Origin of the sequence: Paracidobacterium acidisoli (genome assembly GCF_003428625.2) — a bacterium.
GTDB classification, from domain to species: Bacteria; Acidobacteriota; Terriglobia; order Terriglobales; family Acidobacteriaceae; genus Paracidobacterium; species Paracidobacterium acidisoli.
Genome location: NZ_QVQT02000004.1, coordinates 623,353 through 642,019, shown reverse-complemented (window position 1 = coordinate 642,019; position 18,667 = coordinate 623,353). Strand labels below are relative to the sequence as shown.

Annotated in this window: 16 protein-coding genes; 11 read left to right on the top strand and 5 right to left on the bottom strand. The window is 61.5% G+C overall.

The window, feature by feature from the left end:
- Positions 1-109 precede the first annotated feature (109 nt).
- Positions 110-1,711, top strand: a complete 1,602-nt coding sequence (gene serA / locus D0Y96_RS13860) for a phosphoglycerate dehydrogenase (protein WP_117300832.1) — start codon at positions 110-112, stop codon at positions 1,709-1,711.
- Positions 1,712-1,906: 195 nt separating this feature from the next.
- Positions 1,907-2,239 (top strand): FmdB family zinc ribbon protein, encoded by a 333-nt coding sequence (locus D0Y96_RS13855; protein WP_117300830.1) that lies wholly within the window; start codon positions 1,907-1,909, stop codon positions 2,237-2,239.
- A gap of 23 nt (positions 2,240-2,262) precedes the next feature.
- Here the strand turns inward: D0Y96_RS13855 and D0Y96_RS13850 are convergent, their stop codons facing one another.
- From D0Y96_RS13850 to D0Y96_RS13840, 3 genes are all read right to left on the bottom strand, one after another.
- Positions 2,263-3,462, bottom strand: a complete 1,200-nt coding sequence (locus tag D0Y96_RS13850) for an MFS transporter (RefSeq protein ID WP_117300828.1) — start codon at positions 3,460-3,462, stop codon at positions 2,263-2,265.
- 126 nt (positions 3,463-3,588) lie between these two features.
- Positions 3,589-5,160: a GMC oxidoreductase gene (locus tag D0Y96_RS13845; protein ID WP_117300826.1), complete on the bottom strand. Its 1,572-nt coding sequence runs from the start codon at positions 5,158-5,160 to the stop codon at positions 3,589-3,591.
- Between the two features lie 81 nt (positions 5,161-5,241).
- Entirely contained in the window at positions 5,242-5,988 is a 747-nt protein-coding gene (locus tag D0Y96_RS13840) for a gluconate 2-dehydrogenase subunit 3 family protein (RefSeq protein WP_117300823.1), read from the bottom strand.
- A 325-nt stretch (positions 5,989-6,313) separates the two neighbouring features.
- Here D0Y96_RS13840 and D0Y96_RS13835 point away from each other — a divergent pair, with 325 nt between their 5' ends.
- From D0Y96_RS13835 to D0Y96_RS13805, 7 genes are all read left to right on the top strand, one after another.
- Positions 6,314-7,018 (top strand): sigma-70 family RNA polymerase sigma factor, encoded by a 705-nt coding sequence (locus D0Y96_RS13835; RefSeq protein ID WP_350449069.1) that lies wholly within the window; start codon positions 6,314-6,316, stop codon positions 7,016-7,018.
- Positions 7,015-7,692, top strand: a complete 678-nt coding sequence (locus tag D0Y96_RS13830; RefSeq protein WP_158562390.1) for a zf-HC2 domain-containing protein — start codon at positions 7,015-7,017, stop codon at positions 7,690-7,692. Before D0Y96_RS13835 ends, D0Y96_RS13830 begins: the two co-directional genes overlap by 4 nt.
- Positions 7,693-7,817: 125 nt before the next feature.
- A complete protein-coding gene (locus D0Y96_RS13825) occupies positions 7,818-9,569 on the top strand; it encodes a tetratricopeptide repeat protein (RefSeq protein ID WP_147325068.1) in 1,752 nt (583 codons plus the stop codon).
- A gap of 70 nt (positions 9,570-9,639) precedes the next feature.
- Complete coding sequence (rnc, locus tag D0Y96_RS13820) at positions 9,640-10,389, top strand: ribonuclease III (RefSeq protein ID WP_117300815.1); 750 nt, start codon at positions 9,640-9,642, stop codon at positions 10,387-10,389.
- 13 nt (positions 10,390-10,402) lie between these two features.
- A complete protein-coding gene (gene lepB, locus D0Y96_RS13815; protein ID WP_158562389.1) occupies positions 10,403-11,284 on the top strand; it encodes a signal peptidase I in 882 nt (293 codons plus the stop codon).
- A gap of 108 nt (positions 11,285-11,392) precedes the next feature.
- Entirely contained in the window at positions 11,393-12,181 is a 789-nt protein-coding gene (lepB, locus tag D0Y96_RS13810; protein WP_117301100.1) for a signal peptidase I, read from the top strand.
- Complete coding sequence (locus D0Y96_RS13805) at positions 12,181-14,793, top strand: AsmA family protein (RefSeq protein ID WP_117300812.1); 2,613 nt, start codon at positions 12,181-12,183, stop codon at positions 14,791-14,793. The genes lepB (D0Y96_RS13810) and D0Y96_RS13805 overlap by 1 nt, the downstream gene beginning before the upstream one ends.
- A gap of 24 nt (positions 14,794-14,817) precedes the next feature.
- On the opposite strand, the gene D0Y96_RS13800 is transcribed toward D0Y96_RS13805, so the two are convergent.
- A complete protein-coding gene (locus D0Y96_RS13800) occupies positions 14,818-16,491 on the bottom strand; it encodes a gluzincin family metallopeptidase (RefSeq protein ID WP_147325067.1) in 1,674 nt (557 codons plus the stop codon).
- A gap of 149 nt (positions 16,492-16,640) precedes the next feature.
- Entirely contained in the window at positions 16,641-17,444 is an 804-nt protein-coding gene (gene rlmB, locus D0Y96_RS13795) for a 23S rRNA (guanosine(2251)-2'-O)-methyltransferase RlmB (protein WP_117300808.1), read from the bottom strand.
- A 116-nt stretch (positions 17,445-17,560) separates the two neighbouring features.
- Between rlmB and D0Y96_RS13790 the strand changes: the two genes are divergently transcribed.
- Entirely contained in the window at positions 17,561-18,274 is a 714-nt protein-coding gene (locus D0Y96_RS13790; protein WP_434090778.1) for an RNA polymerase sigma factor, read from the top strand.
- Between the two features lie 35 nt (positions 18,275-18,309).
- On the top strand, positions 18,310-18,657 hold the full coding sequence (locus D0Y96_RS13785) for a hypothetical protein (RefSeq protein WP_147325066.1): 348 nt from the start codon (positions 18,310-18,312) through the stop codon (positions 18,655-18,657).
- Positions 18,658-18,667: the final 10 nt, after the last annotated feature.

The window sequence follows — 18,667 nt, the reverse complement described above, 5'->3', positions numbered from 1 at the left end:
AAGGACCTGCAGTGCAGGGAACAGAAGCATTCTTTGGCCGCGAAGCGGCGTTCGCCGCGCGGCCAGCACATCGCAGACCTCGTCGCTCCGCGAAAGGAACACCGACCGCATGAAAATCGTTCTTGCCGAAAAAGTCTCTCCTGCTACTCTTGCCGTGCTGAAAACTGAGCCCGACTGGGAGATCCTGACCCACGATCAGGTGAAGAATCTTCCTGAGGCGCTTGCCGATGCCGATGGACTTGTCGTTCGCTCGGCCGTTCAGGCGGACGATGCGCTGATGGCTTCCGCGCCGAAGCTTCGCGTGATTGGCCGCGCCGGAGTGGGCGTGGATAACATCGATGCAGGCGCGGCCACGCGCCGGGGCATCGTGGTGATGAATACGCCTGGGGCGAACGCCATTGCCGTTGCCGAGCTGACGCTCGGACTGATGATCGCGCTCGGACGCCAGATCCCCAAAGCCAACTCGACGATGCATGCCGGCAAATGGGAGAAGAAGTCGCTTCAGGGCGGCGAGCTGCGCGGTAAGAAGTTCGGCATTCTTGGTCTGGGGCGTATCGGCCTCGAAGTGGCGCGCCGCGCCCGCGGCTTCGGCATGGAACTGATCGGCCATGATCCATTTGTTTCGGCGGCGATTGCGCGCGAGAACGCGATTAAGCTTGTCTCCGTCGAAGAGCTCTTCCGCGAAGCCGATTATCTTACGCTTCACGTCGGCCTCACGCCGCAGACGACGGGCATCATTAATGCCGCGACACTTGCGACGATGAAGAAGGGCGTGCGGATCGTGAACTGCGCCCGCGGTGAATTGATTGTCGAAGCCGATCTGGCGGAGGCGCTCAAAAGCGGTCACGTTGCGGGAGCAGCCCTTGATGTCTTCTCAGAAGAGCCGCCTAAAAACTCACCCTTTTTCGGGCTGGAGAACGTGATTCTCACGCCGCATATCGCCGGTTCGACGGCTGAGGCACAGGAAGCAGTCGGCATTCAGATCGCGATGCAGGTACGCGAATATCTGAAGCTGGGCGTGGTACAGAATGCCGTCAATCTGCCTTCGCTCACGCACGAGGAGTATCAGGAGCTTTCGCCGTATATGACGCTGGCCGAACGGCTCGGCACCTTTCTGGCGCAGTTTCTGCCGGGCAATGTCGACAGCATTCAGCTCGGCTACTATGGCAGGCTTGCCGAGGCCAAGACCGATCTGATCCGCAACAGCGCCATTGCCGGCGTGCTGGGCGATCCGGAGCATGTTAACCGGATCAACGCGGCGTCGGTGACCGAGGAGCGCGGCATCCGTCTCCACGAGGAGAAGAAGGAGTCGGCACAGGGCGGCGCAGGCAACGTGGTGCGGCTGACGCTGCACACGCGCGCGGGAGAGGTTACGGCTCTCGGCACCGTGCTTCACGGCAAATCGCCGCGGCTGCTGAGCCTCGACGGTATCGACATCGAAGCGCCGCTGCAGGGAACGCTGCTCACCATCCGCAACCAGGATGTGCCGGGCGTGATCGGCCGCGTGGGCACGATTCTGGGCGAGCACCGCGTGAATATCGCCAACTTTGCGCTTGGACGCTCCGACCGCAATCATGCCGAGACCTCCGGCTCCGCGCTGGCGGTGGTGCAGATTGACGGAGCGGTGACCGACGCGGCACTGAAGTCGCTGCGCGGGATCGAAGCGGTAAGCGACGTGCGCCTCGTCACCCTGGGCGATACACAGAAATAACCGGCCTGCCTCCCATGTCCGGATTCATCGGATACCGGACATGGGAGCTGCTACAGCCATTCCAGCCGAAGCAGCGCAGGCGCCAGCCGAAGCAGCGCAGGCGCCAGCCGAAGCAGCGCAGGCGCCAGCCGAAGCGGCCCAGGTCCCTGTCTCTCTCAAAACATGCTGTAATGGTTTTAAGGAGAAACACCGGACGTGCCGCTTTACGAATATCGTTGCAAGTCGTGTGGACATCAGTTTGAGAAGATCCAGAGCTTCAGCGCTCCGGAAGAAAAGGTCTGCCCGGTCTGCGGCGAAGAGGTGGAACGGCTGATCTCCGCGCCCGCCATTCAGTTCAAAGGCTCCGGCTGGTATGTGAACGATTACGCTGCAAAGCCTGCTTCCGGCTCCTCGAAATCGGCTGAGAGCAAAGGCAGCGACGGAGCCTCCGCTTCGAAGCCGGATGCAGGATCTTCTCCCGCTTCGGATGCCAAACCCGCCGCTTCCTCCGGCAGCAGCTCCGCCACGACAGCCTCCAAAAGCGAGTAGCCAGACGCGGCTGCAGGCGGTCTTCAGCCCCTGTGCGCGATCGGGAACCGCTCTTCGTGAAAGGCGAAATCCGGGTCGGTGATGCGCGTCGAGTCGAGGCGTATTGCGATGAAGGCCAGGACGAGGACAATCCCCGCGACCAGCGCTGCCGTCAGAGGCAGCGTGCGATAGCTATATCCCGCTGCCAGCACTATGCCGCCCAGACTTGCACCGAGGGCGTTTCCGAGATTGAAGGCTCCCTGATTCAGCGTTGAGGCGAGATTCGGAGCACGCCGCGCCTTCTCGACGATACGGGCCTGCAGCGGAGCCGCGGCTCCGAAGTGAAACATCCCCCAGATCAGAACACAGGCTCCCATTGCCGCGGTATGAGCCATGGTCAGCGGCATCACGAGCAGGATCAGCACGACCAGAACGAAGCCCCAGAAGATGGTCGCCATCTGCCGCCAGTCACCGAGGCGGCCGCCGATGAGGATTCCAACGGTAATGCCGATGCCGAAAAGCACAAGGACCCAGGTGATGCCGCGCTCCGGCAGATGGGTCACCACGGAAAGAGTCGGCGCGATATAGGTAAACACGGTGAAGAGCGAGACGGAGCTCAGAGTCGACAGTGCCAGAACGAGAAGCACCTTCGGGTTCAGCAAGGTACGAAACTCATGGCCAAGGTGAACCGGCTCGGACTGTTGCCGCGGCACCCAGAAAAGCAGCCCGATCATGGCGATGAGGCCGATGGGGATGAGAGCGAGAAATGTCGAGCGCCAGCCGAAGACGTGACCGAGCGCGGTACCAGCGGGGACTCCGAGTACATTCGCCAGGGTCAGGCCGCTGAACATCATGGTGATCGCCTGCACCCGCTTCTCTTTCGGCACGAGGTTGGCGGCGACAATGCTTCCCGTTCCGAAGAATGCTCCGTGGCAGAGCGCCGTAAGAATGCGCGCTGCCAGCATCAGAGCAAAGCCGGATGAGAGAGCGCAGCAGAGATTGCCCAGCAGGAAGATGCTCATCAGAATGACAAGCGAGCGGCGGCGCTCCTGCCGGGAAAGCACCAGCGCTACCAGCGGCGATCCGAAGGTTACGCTGAGCGCATAGGCCGAAACGATGATGCCGGCTTTGGGGATGCTGATGTGGAACGACCGGGCCAGATCCGGCAGCAGGCCCATGATGACGTACTCCGAGGTCCCGATGCCGAAGGCGGCTATTGTGAGTGCGAGGATGGACTTGCGCATCAGCCTGAAAGTACCTGCCCGGAACCCGGATTCAGAGCCGGGATGCGGAACCTGGGTCGTGCCTCGATCTTCTCATCTTTGATGAGAACCTACGCGGCTGCGGGCGGCGACGATGGTCTGCCGGCTTCAGACATTTCCCTGGCGCATCTGCTCGGCCAGATGTTCGGAAGCCCGCATGGCCAGCGACAGAATGGTCATGGTCGGATTTTGCCATCCTCCGCTGACGAAGCAGCTGCCATCCACCACCACCAGGTTTTTGATGTCGTGGCTCTGGTTCCATTTGTTGAGCACACTGGTCTTCGGGTCGTCGCCCATGCGGCAGGTGCCCAGCTCGTGGATGCTGTAGCCTGGCGGGTTGGGATCGTAGTTCTTCGAGAGCACTTCAAAGCCCGCGGCTTCGGCCAGCTCGATACTGGTGTCGACCGCATCGCGAGCCATATTGAATTCGTTGTCGGTGTACTTTGTGTCGATGTGCAGCACGGGAATATTCCATGCATCCACCACGTTTTTGTCGATGCTCACCTGGTGCTCATAGTGCGCCAGCACTTCACCCATGATCCCTGTCGAGAATCCGCTGCCGCTGTAGCTGTCGAGCTTCTTCTGCAGCTCCGCTCCATAGGCGGCGAAGTTACGCGGGTCCATGGGATGCGCGCTGCTGAAGACATTCAGCGCATACCCGCGAATGAAGTTTTTTGCTTTGGTATCGAGATTTCTGAACCGCGGAATCAATGCGGCGCCACCCATCAGCTCGGGTGTTGCCCTGCCGTCGCGCGCCTCCGGCACCGAGCAGACGATTCCCGGCCCGTAAACCTGATCGATGAGATAGTGCCCCATGACGCCGCTCGAATTGCCGATCTTTGAGTTCAGAAGCAGCCGCGTGCTCTCGAGCGTTCCCGCCGCAAGTACCACCACGCGCGCTTTCACCGACATTTCGCGGCGCGAAAGGCGGTCAACAAAGTGAGCCTCGCTCACCAGGCCGGTCTTCGGGTCCACGCGCAGCTCGCGCACCACCACATTTGGAATCGCCCGCAGTTTTCCCGTCGCAAAGGCATCGGGCAGCAACAAATTGACTGAGCTTGCGAGCCCGTCGACGCCCTCGGAGCTGCGCGGCTTGCAGACCGGCACGCCCATCTTCTTTCCGGCGTCGACGAAGCGCTGCATGCAGCCTGTCCATGAGGAATTGTCGGGCACGAAATTGCCGTCAGGATACTGCGGCAGACCGTCCGCATGTCCCCGGACGCGAAAGATCGCTTCGACACGCGAATAATACGGAGCAAGATCGGACAGGCTGATGGGCCAGTCGTCGCCGAAGCCGTCGTGCGATTTTCCTTTGAGCTCGTAATCGCTGAGCCGGAAGGACTGCCGCGACCAGAAGAGCGAGCGTCCTCCGAAGAGCCGCACCCGCACCCAGTTGTAGGGCTGCTGCGGATCACAGGTGTAAGGCACCTCCTGCTCATCCACCCAGGTGTTGGCGTTGAACTCGTTCGACTGGAAAACGTGCTCGAGCCTGCCGGGCTGCTTAAAACCGCGAAAGGGGAGCGCGTAGGCCGGCTTCGGCTCCGTGTCGCGGCGCGCATCGGCTACCGGACCGGCATTCAGCATCAGGCACGAGATGCCTTTTTCCGTGAGGCACTTTGCCGCCATGCCGCCCGAATGCCCGGAACCGATAATCAAAACATCTACAGTTTCATCAGTCATTATTTCGCATCATCTCTTTCGGTTGCTGCCCGATGGTTGTGTGCTCCGGCACAGGACAATATGCCAGCCAGGAATCATGCTTCAGGCATGCTGCTTCTTCGGCGCCGGATGGCGCACCGGCGCTGACGCCTCCCGCCCCGGCTCTTCCCGGTGGATGTCGGGATCGACCGGGAACCAGTAGAGCCCCACATCCGGTTCTTCCCTGCCCATCGCAGTCTCGGCTTTGCTCCATGCCTCCGAGTTGATTGTGGCTGTCCGGATATCGCTGTGGACCAGGTTGACGAAGTGTGCGAACGGCTCCGCCGGTGGATGATCCGTCATCCATGTTCTCAGCCACGGGCGCAGCAGCTCATCTGCCTGCGATGCCTGTATGCCGGCGAACGGCATGCCGAAGCGCTGCCGAGCCTCGGCGTCCAGCCGGTCGAGGCCGGACTGGTACATCTGCTGGCGATCGACCGGCGAGACCCCGATGAGAAAGTCGAGGAACTCCGGCGCTCCCGCGTCGATTGCTCCAGGATAACCCTTCAGAGGAGGCAGCATGATCTCGCTGAGCTGCCGCAGCGTTGCGAGCTGCCGGTCGGTGAAGAAGTGCGCGCTGGTCTGTGCCACGGCATCCGGAACCAACGGTGTAATCGGCAGCGGCTTTACTTCGCGCAGGCCGCGCATCCACGGCACCGGACCGGGAGCGGTTGCTACCGGTGGAGGTGCAGAGGGCGCGACCGGCGGCGCTGCCTGGGGCGGAGGCGGGGTGACCGTCTGCTGGCCCAACATGGTTTTGGCGCTTACCGAAGCCGCCATCACTGCTTTGACAAAATCACGCCGTCGCATCTTTGTAATCGCTTTCTATTCCGAAGAGCCGGATTTTCGTGAGGCGAAAGGCCGCATCGCACTCGACAGGTGAGGGTAAAAGTCCTGGCTCCGGATTTGCAAGCTGCCGCTTCCGCATCGCCGTTCTGCTGGTGCATTCTCAGGTGTTTCCATGCCTATTTCCGTGTTTTCCTCAGTTTTCGGGAACCGGACAGACCGAGGCCGGTGTCTAAGCCAGTAGAGTGAGCGAGACACTCGAGCCGCCGGCGGCAGATCGGTCTCCCGCTCTTGCAGGCGGGGTTTCCTGTTAATGTAAGGAGGTTAATCCGTGCAGGCAGGGACAGCCGTGGGAAATCTGGCAGGTGTCATTGGAATTCATCCCGAGGAGTCTGCGATCATTGCGCAGCTCAAGGCGGGATCAGAAGAAGCGTTTGCGTGGCTGATCGCCCGGTACCATCAGTCGATTTACAGCCTGATCTGCCGAACCATTCCCAACCCGGTTGACGCCGCCGACATTACACAGGAAGTCTTCGTCAAGGTGTTTCGAGGCATCTCCGGCTTCCACGGAGAGGCCAGCCTGCGCACCTGGATCTACCGGATTGCCCTGCACGAGGCCTCGAATCAGAAGCGCTTCTGGTCGCGGCACCGCCGTCAGGAAGTCACGATCGAAGCCGAAACCGGAGAATCGACGAGCGACGGATGCGCTCTTTGCATCCGCGACACCCTCGTCGATGAGCACGAATCGCCCTTCGACCTTGCGGCACATGCTGAGATTGCAGCCCGGGTGGAAGCCGAACTGCGCCTGGTCCCGGAACCTTTTCGTACCGTTGTCGTATTACGGGATATTGAAGGATTTGCTTATGAGGAAGTTGCCGAAATCCTGAAAGTAAACCTGGGAACGGTGAAATCGCGGCTGATGCGGGGACGCGCTCATCTGAAAAACCGTCTGGAGCCGTTTGTGGCAGCGGCCCGGCAGCGCCCGTCTTCCACGGTCCGTTCTCTGAACCGAACCTGCTCGACTGAGGTCTGCTCGACTGGGGAGGCCGTGTGAGTCAGTGCAAATCAGTTCGTGCGCAGTTTTCTTCCTATCTTGACGGAGCCCTGACGGGTGTCGCCATGCAGGCGATCGCCCGGCATCTTGAGGAGTGCTCCGAATGCGATGCAGAATTTGATGGCTGGCGGCGGATGCAGCGCGCGCTGGTGAATCTGGGCCCGGCACCTGCACCACCCGATCTGGCGCTGCGCCTGCGCGTGGCCCTTTCACAGGAACATGCAAAGACCGCGCAGAACAGACTGGCGATCTGGAAGGTACGCTGGCAGAATACGATCGCTCCATTTCTACTGCAGGCCTCTGCCGGCTTTGCCAGCACCATCATTCTCGTCGGCACGGTAGCGCTGCTGGTGGGCACGCTTGCCGTTCCGGAACCGGCGTCTGCGCGCGACGATTCGTCGACAACGACCAGCCCGCGCTTTCTTTACTCCACGCTCTCCGGCGATGCCAGCTCGATCGACTGGAAGGGCGGCTCGGTTGTGGTGGAAGCTTACGTGGACGGACAGGGACGGGTTTACGACTACCGGATCGTCTCCGGCGCACACGACGAGGCGACACGGGGACAACTGGAAGACCTGCTCCTCTTCAGCGTTTTTCAGCCGGCCCGCAGCTTCGGCCAGCCAGTGCGGGGGATTGCGGTACTGTCCTTTTCCGGGGTTTCGGTTCAGGGATAGAAGCGAGTGCAGAAGGCCGGGTTTGACCCCGGCTTTGCCACATGCATAGACTTGTGAATGTCCCCACTTTCATCGTGTCTATGCCGTCTGTATTTCGTCTGAATCGCTGGCTGCCTCTTGTCTGTATGGCAGCCCTGTTGCCGGGTTCGTATATGGCCGCTCAGGATTCTCCTGCAGCAGGCCGAAAGCAGATTCCGTTCAACCAGAGCAGCTCCGTGCCCGAGCAGCCGAGACCGCCCCGGCCTCCGGCGCTGATCGATCCCGCCGGACCGGCGGTCAGTCTGCAGACCAGCGAGGCGATGTTCGATATCGCCGTGGCGCTCAACACCTGCGGATACGACAAGGGACTGGCCGACTCCGATCCTGTGCGCCAGCAGGTGCGGAGTACTGTCAATCAGGCGGCGCAGCAGTCGCCGCTGGTACAGGATGACCGCGACAAGCTGTGCGCGTTCATCGACCAGCACCGGCTGGCCAGCGACAGCCTCGATCTCGCGCAGTATGTCTCGCTCGGTCTCTATCTGACCCCGCCGCCCGAGCTGACGCCGAGCGTGGACAACCAGGACATGCCGCCGGATTCCACGCAGGTGGAAGAGGTTTTGCCGCTGGTGCGTAAATTCGCCCGGGATATCGATCTGCATGCGATCTGGGTTCAGTTCCGCCCCGAGTACGACGCGGAAGTAAACAGCCTGCACGATCCGCTGACGCAGATGATCGTGGACACCAACGTTTACCTCAAGATGCCGGCCAGTACCAGCCGCGGAAGTCGCTTTGTCGTGGTGCTGGAGCCGATGTTCTCACCGGCGGAGACGAATGCCCGCGTTTACGGACCCGATTATCTGGTGGTTGCCTCGCCCTCTCAGGGAAAGATTCGCATGCAGGATGTACGGCACACCTACCTGCACTACGAAATTGAGCCGCTGCTGTATGCACGCGCGTCTTCGATGGACCGCATGCTTCCGATTCTGAAGACGGTCACCGATGCTCCGATTGATTTTGTATATCGCAGCGATATTGTCTCGCTGGTGATCGAGTGCATGATCCGCGCCATTGAAGCGCGCACGATGGATACCGGCGTAGCGGTGGTCAGGGTCCCGGCGGGCCTTGCGCGCAGCGAGGCCGATCAGTATGACCAGCAGCGCGCCGTGGCGCTCGAAAAGATTGCTGCAATCCGCCAGGCGAGAGTGAATCATGACATGGTTCAGGGCTATGTCCTGACGCAGTATTTCTACAACCAGATGATTCAGTTCGAGCACACCCCGGTGAGCCTGAAGGAGACCATCGGCGAGATGGTCTACGGCATGGATGTGGACCGGGAGGTCCATCGTGCACGGGATATTACCTTTGCCCAGCAGGGAGAGAGCGACCTGGTACGGCGCACTCCGCAGCAGCCGCGGGGGCTCGATCTGGCCGAGATGAAGCTGATGAAGGGGGACGCGGCGGGTGCGGGAGAGCTTGCGCAGAAATCTCTCGATGACAAAACCGCCGATCCGGCGCGGGCCGAGTTCATTCTGGCGCGGGTAGATCTGCTGAGCAACAAGATGAATGACGCTGTGAGCGCCTTCCAGGAGACTATCCGGCTTTCCAAAGAGCCGCGCATGCTCGCCTGGGCCCACATTTACCTTGGCCGCATTCTCGATGTGCAGCAGGATCGCGAAGCAGCGGTGGCCGAGTACAAGGCCGCGCTCACTGTCCGCGACGGACAGCCGGACACGAAAGAGGCCGCCGAAAAGGGCCTGAAGCAGCCTTTCGAATTACCCCATCAGGCGCAATCGGATGACGATGACGACTCGAATGCGCCCTCCCAGCCGACATCCTCCTCCCGGCCGCCTGCCGCACAGGCGAGTCCAGCAGCGGCGCCATCCCCGCAGCGCCGCTGAAGAATCGCCGGAAGCGCACTGTCTTCCTGTCCGCGAATCAAATAAATTTGAAGGAGGATACGAGCGCCTGATGGAAACATCCGCACCGGACGACCTCGAAGCCCTGCTGGGACACGTATTTCATCAGCGGGCGCTGTTGATTCGCGCGCTGACGCACAGCTCGCTGGCCCACGAGCGCGGCACACCGGCGCCGGGCGAAGATAACGAACAGCTTGAGTTTCTGGGGGATGCGGTCGTCGGGCTGCTGGTGGCCGAGTCACTCTTTCGCAGCTATCCCGACCTGCGCGAGGGAGAGCTTACGCGGCTGCGAGCGGCCCTGGTCAGCCGCCGGCATCTGGGACAGGTGGCGGCGCGGCTCGATCTGGGTAAATTTCTGCTGCTGGGGCGGGGCGAGGAGCGCAGCGGCGGCCGAAAGAAGAATGCCCTGCTGGCCAATACGATGGAGGCGGTGATCGGAGCGCTTTATCTCGATGCCGGCATCGAAACGGCTCGCTCTTTCGTCGAACAGAATGTGATTGCGCCCTCGGTCTCGGGTCTGTACGAGCAACTTGCTCAGGGGATCAGCATCGGAGACCATAAGTCGGCGCTGCAGGAGCTGCTGCAGGCGAAAAAGCAGGGACAGCCGGAATACGTGGTGAAGGGCGAATCCGGCCCCGATCATCGCAAGGAATTTCTCGTGGAAGTTCGTATTGCGAAGAATGGCGGCCGCGCAAAGGCGCTGGCCCGGGGCGCGGGTACAACCCGGAAGCTGGCGGAGCAGGAAGCAGCACGCCGGGCCATGGAGAAGCTGGCTGCCGCTGCGCAAGAGGATGGTGAATGACGCTGGAGAGCCGATGAAGACGGGGCTCGATGAGTCACGAGAGGCATTTGGCGAAGGGTCCGGGCTCACGGCCGGTGCAAACGGTCTCGCTCAGGCAACGCTGCCGCCTCCGCCGGACGGCGCAGAGGTACGCCGAGGGCCTTCTGCGCACCCGCACTCGCACTTTCACATCTATCCGGGGCCGCTCGATACCACGCAATCGCTGCTGTCGATTCTCGTCATCGCCATTTTCGTTCTGACGTTTATCGTGCAGCCCTTCCGCATTCCCTCCGAGTCGATGGAGCGGACGCTTCTGGTGGGTGATTTTCTGCTGGTGAACAAAACCATCTTTGGACCACCAGGACACTGGAAGTGGCTGCTGCCCTACCGGCCGGAGGAGCGCGGGGATGTCGTCGTGTTCTATTTCCCAGTCAATCCTGCCGAGCATGTCGTTAAGCGGGTCATCGGTGTTCCGGGTGACCGCATTCATCTTCGCGGCGGCGTTGTCTACCGGAACGGACAGCCTCTGAATGAGCCCTACGTGGTCTTCGAGCCGGCCTATCCGGATAATTTCCGCGACAATTTTCCCATCAGAATATACACCGATCCGGGCGTCGATATGCACTGGTGGCAGCAGCTGCGCCGGACCGAGCAGCAGGGAGACGTTGTGGTGCCGGCCGGGCAGTATTTCGTCATGGGCGACAATCGCAACCACAGCCGCGACAGCCGTTACTGGGGGTTTGTACCGGAGCGGGAGGTCGTGGGACGTCCGTTTGTCATCTATTTCTCACTGCGCCGACCTTCGACGACCGATGTCCAGCTGCCTCCGGATGATAAACTCGGACACAATAAGGACCTGCTGACCAGGGTATTGAACTTTGCGCGCTGGGGCCGCTTCCTGCGCATCATTCGGTAGCCGTGACACGGCAAATAAATAAGGCTGCTCACGGATGAAGATTTCCGCCCCGGCAACCGGCTTTACCGCGACGAGGGATTCCTAGTCGCTGCAGGAACGATGGATTTCATGGAACAGACGCTCGAAAGCCAGACCGCAACTGAAAAACACACGGACGAAACACCCCTCGAAGCCTTCGCTTCCATCTGTGGAGTTCTGGTCATCGGGCTTTTCATTCTCACGTTCATCTTTCAGAATTTTGCGATTCCTTCTTCCTCGATGGAGAAGACGCTGCTGGTCGGCGATCACCTGCTGGTGGACCGCTCCACGCTGGCTCCGCCCACTTCATGGGCAAAGTTTCTTGTGCGGACGCGCAACGTCCGCCGCGGGGACATCATCGTCTTCTACAAGCCGCAGCTTGAGGCCAACGGCGAGCATCTCTTCCTCGTCAAGCGCGTGATCGGCCTGCCTGGCGATCATGTCCACCTGCGCAACGGCATCGTCTATCTCAACGGTGTAGCGCAGAATGAGCCGCAGGCGGCCAAACCAAACGATCTGAATTACTCGCCGTATCGCGATGACTTCCCATCGGTACCGCCCTCAGAAAGCGGCGACGTGACTGCCGAGTGGGCCGTCGCGCTGCCCGGCTATATTCACGGTGAAGATCTGGTCGTTCCGCAGGGGATGTATTTCGCCATGGGCGACAACCGCACGGTAAGCCTCGACAGCCGCTACTGGGGATTTGTGCCGCGGGCCAACGTCGTGGGACGGCCGCTGTTTGTTTACTGGTCCTTTGTGACTCCGGAAGACCAGGAGAACAAGACTTCGCTGCCCGATCGCGCTTCCTGGTTTACGCACGAAGCAATCCACTTCTTCGATCAGACTCGCTGGCGCCGCACGCTGCACCGGGTGAAGTGATGATGGACGGCCCGGCCGTAACAGATACGGAACGGAAGCCGGCGAAGCGAGGGAAGCTGGCGGTTGCGGGAGCGGTTGTCCTGCTGCTTCTGCTGGCGGTTCTGCTGCCTCCGTACATCAATATCAACCGCTACCAGCGATCGATCGCGGGCGTAATCAGCCGCAGCCTGGGCCGGCCTGTGCACATGAGCGGTGTGGGCCTGCGCCTGCTTCCAACGCCGGGGATCGTGATCAGTGATTTCGAAGTAGAGGAAGAACCGGCCTTCGGCGCTGAACCCGTATTGCGCGCTTCGTCGGTGGTGGCCTCGCTGCGCCTGAGCTCTCTCTGGCGCGGACGGCTGGAAGTGAGCCGTATCAGCCTGGACGAGGCCAGCCTGAACCTGGTGCGCAATGCGAAGGGCCTGTGGAATATCGGCTCGGTTCTGGATCAGGCCTCGCATCTTTCCAATGCTCCCACGATGCAGCGGCGCGCCGGCAGCAGCCCGCGCTTTCCGTATATCGAGGCCAGCAATGCGCGCATCAACTTCAGGGAAGGACTCGAAAAGAAGCCCTTCTCACTGATGAATGCCGAATTCTCCATGTGGCTCGATACGCCGGATCAGTGGAGGCTGCGTCTGACGGCACAACCGGTGCGCACCGATCTCGACCTTCACCTTTCCGATACGGGCGAGCTTCAGATCGATGGCTCTCTGCAGCGTGCGGCTGACATCAATGCCATGCCGCTGCATCTCGATGCCGAATGGAGCGGAGCACAGCTGGGACAGGCGAGCCGCCTGCTGATGGCCAGAGATACGGGCTGGCGCGGCGATCTCGACCTGAGCGCGACTCTGACCGGGGATGTCAACGATCTGCACGTGAACTCCCGCGTACGCATCGGCAACGTGCACCGACAGGAGTTTCAGCCGGGCAGCACCGTGGATGTGGATGCGCGGTGCACCGGCGATTACCAGCGCACCGCGCATGCCCTGCACGGCCTGACCTGTTTCTGGCCGGTTGGAAACGGACACCTGCTGCTGACCGGAGACATGCACGGAGAAGAGAATCCGGATTCGTCGCTGAGGCTGGAGATCGATCACCTGCCGGCTTCGTTTGCCGTCGACATGATCGGACTGATGCGGCAGCGCGCCGGGAATGCTGTTACAACCGGCACCGTCAGCGGCGACTTCGAGTATTCCGGGGGAGATGAGGAATCTCTGACCGGACAGGCTGTGGTGAACGGCGCTTCGCTTCGCTATGCGGGACTCAGTGAACCCATGCAACTGCCTGCGATGCATTTCATCGCCACGCCCTCCGGCCAGCAGAGCCCGGCTGGACAGCAAAGCCATGCCAGGGCGGGCTCACGGCGGCGGCTTCAACGTACGGCGCTGAAATTCGAGCCGGCCATTCTGCTGCAAAGCTTTTCTGTTGCCATGGGCGGCCAGGCACCGCTGAACGTAAGCGGAAGATTCACGTGCACACAGTTCGCTCTGCAACTTTCGGGACAGGCATCTCTGAACCGGCTGCTGCCGCTAAGCAGCAACTTCGGGCTGATGCAGTCCTCGCTTGCATCGATCAGCGATCAGGAGCGTGGCGGTGCCGCAGCGGGAATCGCCGGGCTCAGCCTTTCTGTCGAGGCACCCTGGGTTGTGCCGGTCTCCGATCAGGACCATCCTGAGCTGGCGATTACCACGACAGGCTCGGTTGAGCTGAAAAATATCCGCATACGGACCAGCTTTCTGCCCGATCCGCTGCAGATCCCGTCAGCAACACTGACTCTGGAGCCTGGTGCTGTTGTCTGGAACAATGCTTCGGCGGTTTTTCACGGCATTCCGGTACATGGCTCGGTCAGTTTTCAGACCAGCTGCGCGGCGGCGGGGACGGGGCCGTGTCCCATCGGATTCAGTCTGGAAACCAACACGCTCGATGCGGCGGCGCTTCAGTCTGCGCTGCTTGGCGCGGGCGCTCACGGCGAACTGCTCGACGCCATTCTGGCACACGTGGGGAGCCAGCATCACATGTGGCCGGTGCTGAATGGCTCAGTCCGCGTGGCCGCGCTGGAGATTGGCGACATGGCGCTGCACAATGTCGCCGCCTCCGTGTCGATTGCCGATACCAATGTGCATATCGCATCGCTCGATGCGGAGGCCTTCGGCGGAACGATGCATGCAGTGGGAAGCCTGAATGCGGGCACTCCGCGCCCGGTCTGGAAGCTGGACGTTCAGCTTACCGGCGTTCATGGAGCTGAGGCTTCTTCTCTGTTTCATGAGCGCTGGGGAGCGGGCACGCTGAACGCGGACGTCCAGTTCACGGCCCTGGGCTTTACCGAGGACAATCTCACCTCTTCGGCAACCGGAGACTTTCACTTCGACTGGCGGAACGGCACACTGCCCACGGCCGGAACCACCGCCCTGCCTCTGCCCCACTTCGACCACTGGACGGGCGAAGGCACGATCGGCAACAGCCGGCTGACACTGACCCGGAGCCAGCTGTCGCACGGAAGCAGGTCGGCGACGATCCTCGGGACCGTGACATTTGCACGGCAGGTCGATCTGAATGCCGTGGCGCCTTCCGGCACCTTCCGCCTGACGGGAAGCATGGCTCATCCTGCCGTGAACTCGACACAAAGCCAGTAACCCCTCCGGACGGGCCAGGTGCGGCTAATGGACGGGTGCGGTGACCAGATCCTTTTCATGAACGCTGGCCTGCACCTCGGGAACGCTGCCGTCATTCAGGTCTATTTCTGTGGGATCGCCCGTTACCAGAACCCGATACGTGATCTTCGTATGCGCCGGGGCCTGGACGCGCCGGGTCAGAGCGGCTTCCCCGGAGTGGATGACGAGAGGCACATCGGCGGCAGCGTAGCCGGCATTCGTAATGTCGATGGCCAGCAGTGTCTGCTCATGCGCCTCGGCGCCGGGATAGACGCCTCCAATGGAAAGGTCGGGCAGGCCCTTGTCGTTGTAGACCCAGTCGTCGAAGAACCATTGCAGGTTTTTACCGCACTGCTGCTCCAGCAGATGCTCAAAGTATTCCGGTGTGGTGTCCTGCGCAGGGTCGTACAGAGCGAGGGTTTGCTGCAGTGGTTTGTCTCCGGCAAGATCGCGCAGCATCCACAGCACGTACGTTGCCTTGGTGCGATAGTAGATAGCGTCTGAGGCCTGCAGCAGGCTTTCGCCGGCTCCCTGACCGGGTGTTCCAGGCTCGACGAGGGCCAGAGCGGGCCGCTCGGCGTTCAGGCGCTCCATGGCAGCGGTGCGTCCCTGTGTCGATTCAATCCAGAGCGCACTGATGAGGCCGGCCACTCCTTCATTGAGCCACTCACGCGGCGAATGGAAATACGCATGCGCCAGTCCGTGAGCCACAGCAGGCGCCACATTTTCCGGAGCCGTGGCAGTGAAGGCTGTCAGCAGCACGCTGCCGGTCTCGGCCGGTGCGTCGTCGGGCTCAGGCAGATCCAGCACCGTCAGCGCGGCATCGGAACGCTGCCCGAGCCACTGCTGCACCAGAGGCAGAGCCATCGTCGCCGCGGTCAGATATGCCTGTGCGTCGCCCTGACTGGCGTTTCGCGCATACACGCGAATGTGGCCGCCCTGCGTGGCGATTCGCTGGGCCAGAAAGAAAGAAGGCGCCTGAAAACCAAGCCGCTCCGTGGGGAGCGAAGCGGTAATAACGCCAGGAAAGCTGGCATTGGGCATGGCGCGCGGTTTGTCGAGCTGGATAAGGTGACCGTCCAGGATGGCCACATCGGGCGGCTCATTGAAAAACTCGTCCGTCAGGTGAATGGTGATCGTGGCATCTGCGGAACGCAGCTTCTGGCGTCCGATCTCGGCAAAGACCTTGTCTCCGTCTCCCAGTGCCGCGGGGACGGAGCTGACCGGATACCAGACGACGTTGCCGAAGCCGCGCAGGCCGGTGAACTCGTCGGAGATGCGGTCCCAGTCGGAGGCCTCAGCAGGAACGCCGGGGGTACCGATTGCCAGCAAACGCTTTGCAGTGAGGGGAATCTGACCGCCGTAATCGACATCGAGGGTGAGCGAAGCGGACGGTGCCAGCGGCTCGGGGAGTGAGATCACGGCCTCATGAAGCTGGCCGCTGTGATCCACGTCGCTGTTCAGGGTGGTCTGGACGAAGGCCAGCCGTTTGCCGTTGGCACCCAGCATCTCGAAGTACAGGGTTGAGGATATCTGCAGGGGAAGTTCTTTCAGCGGAGCCGCGCCTCCGTTCCGCACGGTGACGCGCGCATGCACCTCAAGCGATTGCCGGGAGGGGGCAAGATGCACATCCAGGTCATACGCCGTGAAGATTACGGCAGAGCGCTCGGCATCGGTCACGTCCGACTTCTCCGAAGACGGGACAGCGGGCGCTGCTTTTTGCGGGCCGGAAAAGAGGACCTGCGGCTGAGATGACCGGGATGCGCCCGGCTGCTGTGCAAATGCTGCAGGGGCGCAGAGCAGACCTGCCCCCAGGTACAACCAGAACTTCATGAGCCAAGACCTTTTTGCTTTTTGGGTTTTGCCGGAGCATTCGCTGCCGGCGCCAGGCTGCGCCGCTGACGGGCCGCTTCGAAGAGCACCACCGCTCCTGCGGCGGAGACATTGAGGGATGCGACACCGCCGGACATGGGGATGCGCAGCAGGTGATCGCAGGTGCGGCGGACAAGATCGTGCAGCCCGGCACCCTCGCGACCCAGCACGATGACGGTGTCAGCGGTGAAGTCGTAGCTATCGTAGGCAGTCTCGCCGCGTTCATCGAGACCGACACACCAGATATTGCGCTCTTTAAGCTGTTCGAGCGCCCGCACCAGATTGACGACCCTTGCCAGGCGAAGATGTTCTGCCGCGCCCGCTGAAGCTTTGACGGCAACGGGACTAAGTGGCGCTGAACGGCGCTCGGTAAGCAGAACGCCGTCCACCCCGGCGGCATCGGCCGTTCGCAGGAGAGCCCCGAGATTCTGAGGGTCTTCGACCCCGTCGAGGGCCAGAAGCAGGCGGGCAGTACGGGCATTCCCGGATTCGGGCGCAGGCGCCTCGAGGATATCCTCCAGATCGAGAAACTCCCGTGCCCGGACAACGGCCACCACACCCTGATGTGCCGCGGTTCCGGCCATGCGGGTGAGCTGATCGCGCGGCTCAAAGCGCAGACGGGCGCCGGTTTCCCGGCAGAGGTCGATCACATCCTGCAGCCGGCGGTCCTGCCGTTCGCGGGCCACACAGACATGGTCAAACCGCCTGCTTCCGGCGCGAAGAGCCTCTTCCACGGAATGCAGGCCGTACAATATCTCCATCCCTCTAGTTTAATTGCTTTGCTTTCGCAGAGTTTGCTTGCAGGGGCCCCGGCCGGGCGTCATACTGATAACTCACAGGTTGCGGGGAACGAAGCCCTCTGGTAAAGGACAGACGGATGGGACTGACGCAGAGCCTTGAAAATCTGGTCGCAGGCAGCGTCTTTGAGAAGGCTTTGCCCGTCTCAGTGAGTGACATGAGCGCAACTGCCCTCACTCTTACGGAGCAGGTCCGGTCCGAGAACACGCTCGTCGCGGAAGGCCTGAAGCGCCATGATCCGGAGCTGCTGGACCAGCTTATTCTGCAATATCAGCACCGGCTGCTGCGCTACCTGCTGTATCTGACCAGCAATCGGGAGATCGCGGAAGACCTCTTCCAGGAGACCTGGATGCGGGTGCTGATGCGCGGCGCTCAGTTCAACGGCAACTCCCGCTTTGATACGTGGCTGTTTACCATCGCGCGCAATCTGGTCATCGACCTGCGGCGGAAGCGCTCCATGGCGAGCCTTGAGGAGATGTGCGAGGGTGGCGATGAGGAGCGGCCTTTTGAGGTGCCGAGCGGCGAAAAAACGCCGTTTGACCATCTGCAGACCAGCGAGAGCGGCCAGCTGGTGGCAGAGGCTCTGCTGACGCTCGATCCCCTGCACCGGGAAGTTCTGGTACTGCGCTTTCATGAAGAAATGTCGCTCGAAGAGATTGCCCGGGTGACGCGTGCTCCTCTTTCCACGGTAAAATCGCGGCTGTATCGTGGTCTGGCGGCACTGCGCCCCCGGATTGAGGCAGCGACCAGGGTTGGCAACGCGCTGGACGATACACTCGCGGAGGCGCTGTGAACCAGAACCCGCTTTTTCCGCAGAGAGACCGGCGCGTGGCGGAGACCGCAGCGCTGAGCAATGTTCATGGCCGGCGAAACCTGCCTCATCTGGATGTGGTGCTGCGTACACGGCGAGCCGTCATGGAGGCTGCCAATGAGATGAAGGAGCAGCGCATACGCCACAGACGGCACCTGGGGATTGCACTGCTGATGATGAGCGCTCTTGTGGTGCTGCTCACACCGGCGATCTGGAGCAGCGTGGACGATCTTTTTGGAGGCGAGCACCTTTTCGATGCTCCCGCCATGGTTATGTCATTGATTCTGCTTCTGTTTTCCGGCGTTTTCGCGGTTTTGATCTTTAGCTGGAGCAGGAATGACCGCCTGCATAACGGGAAGCGGTAAACGAGGTTGG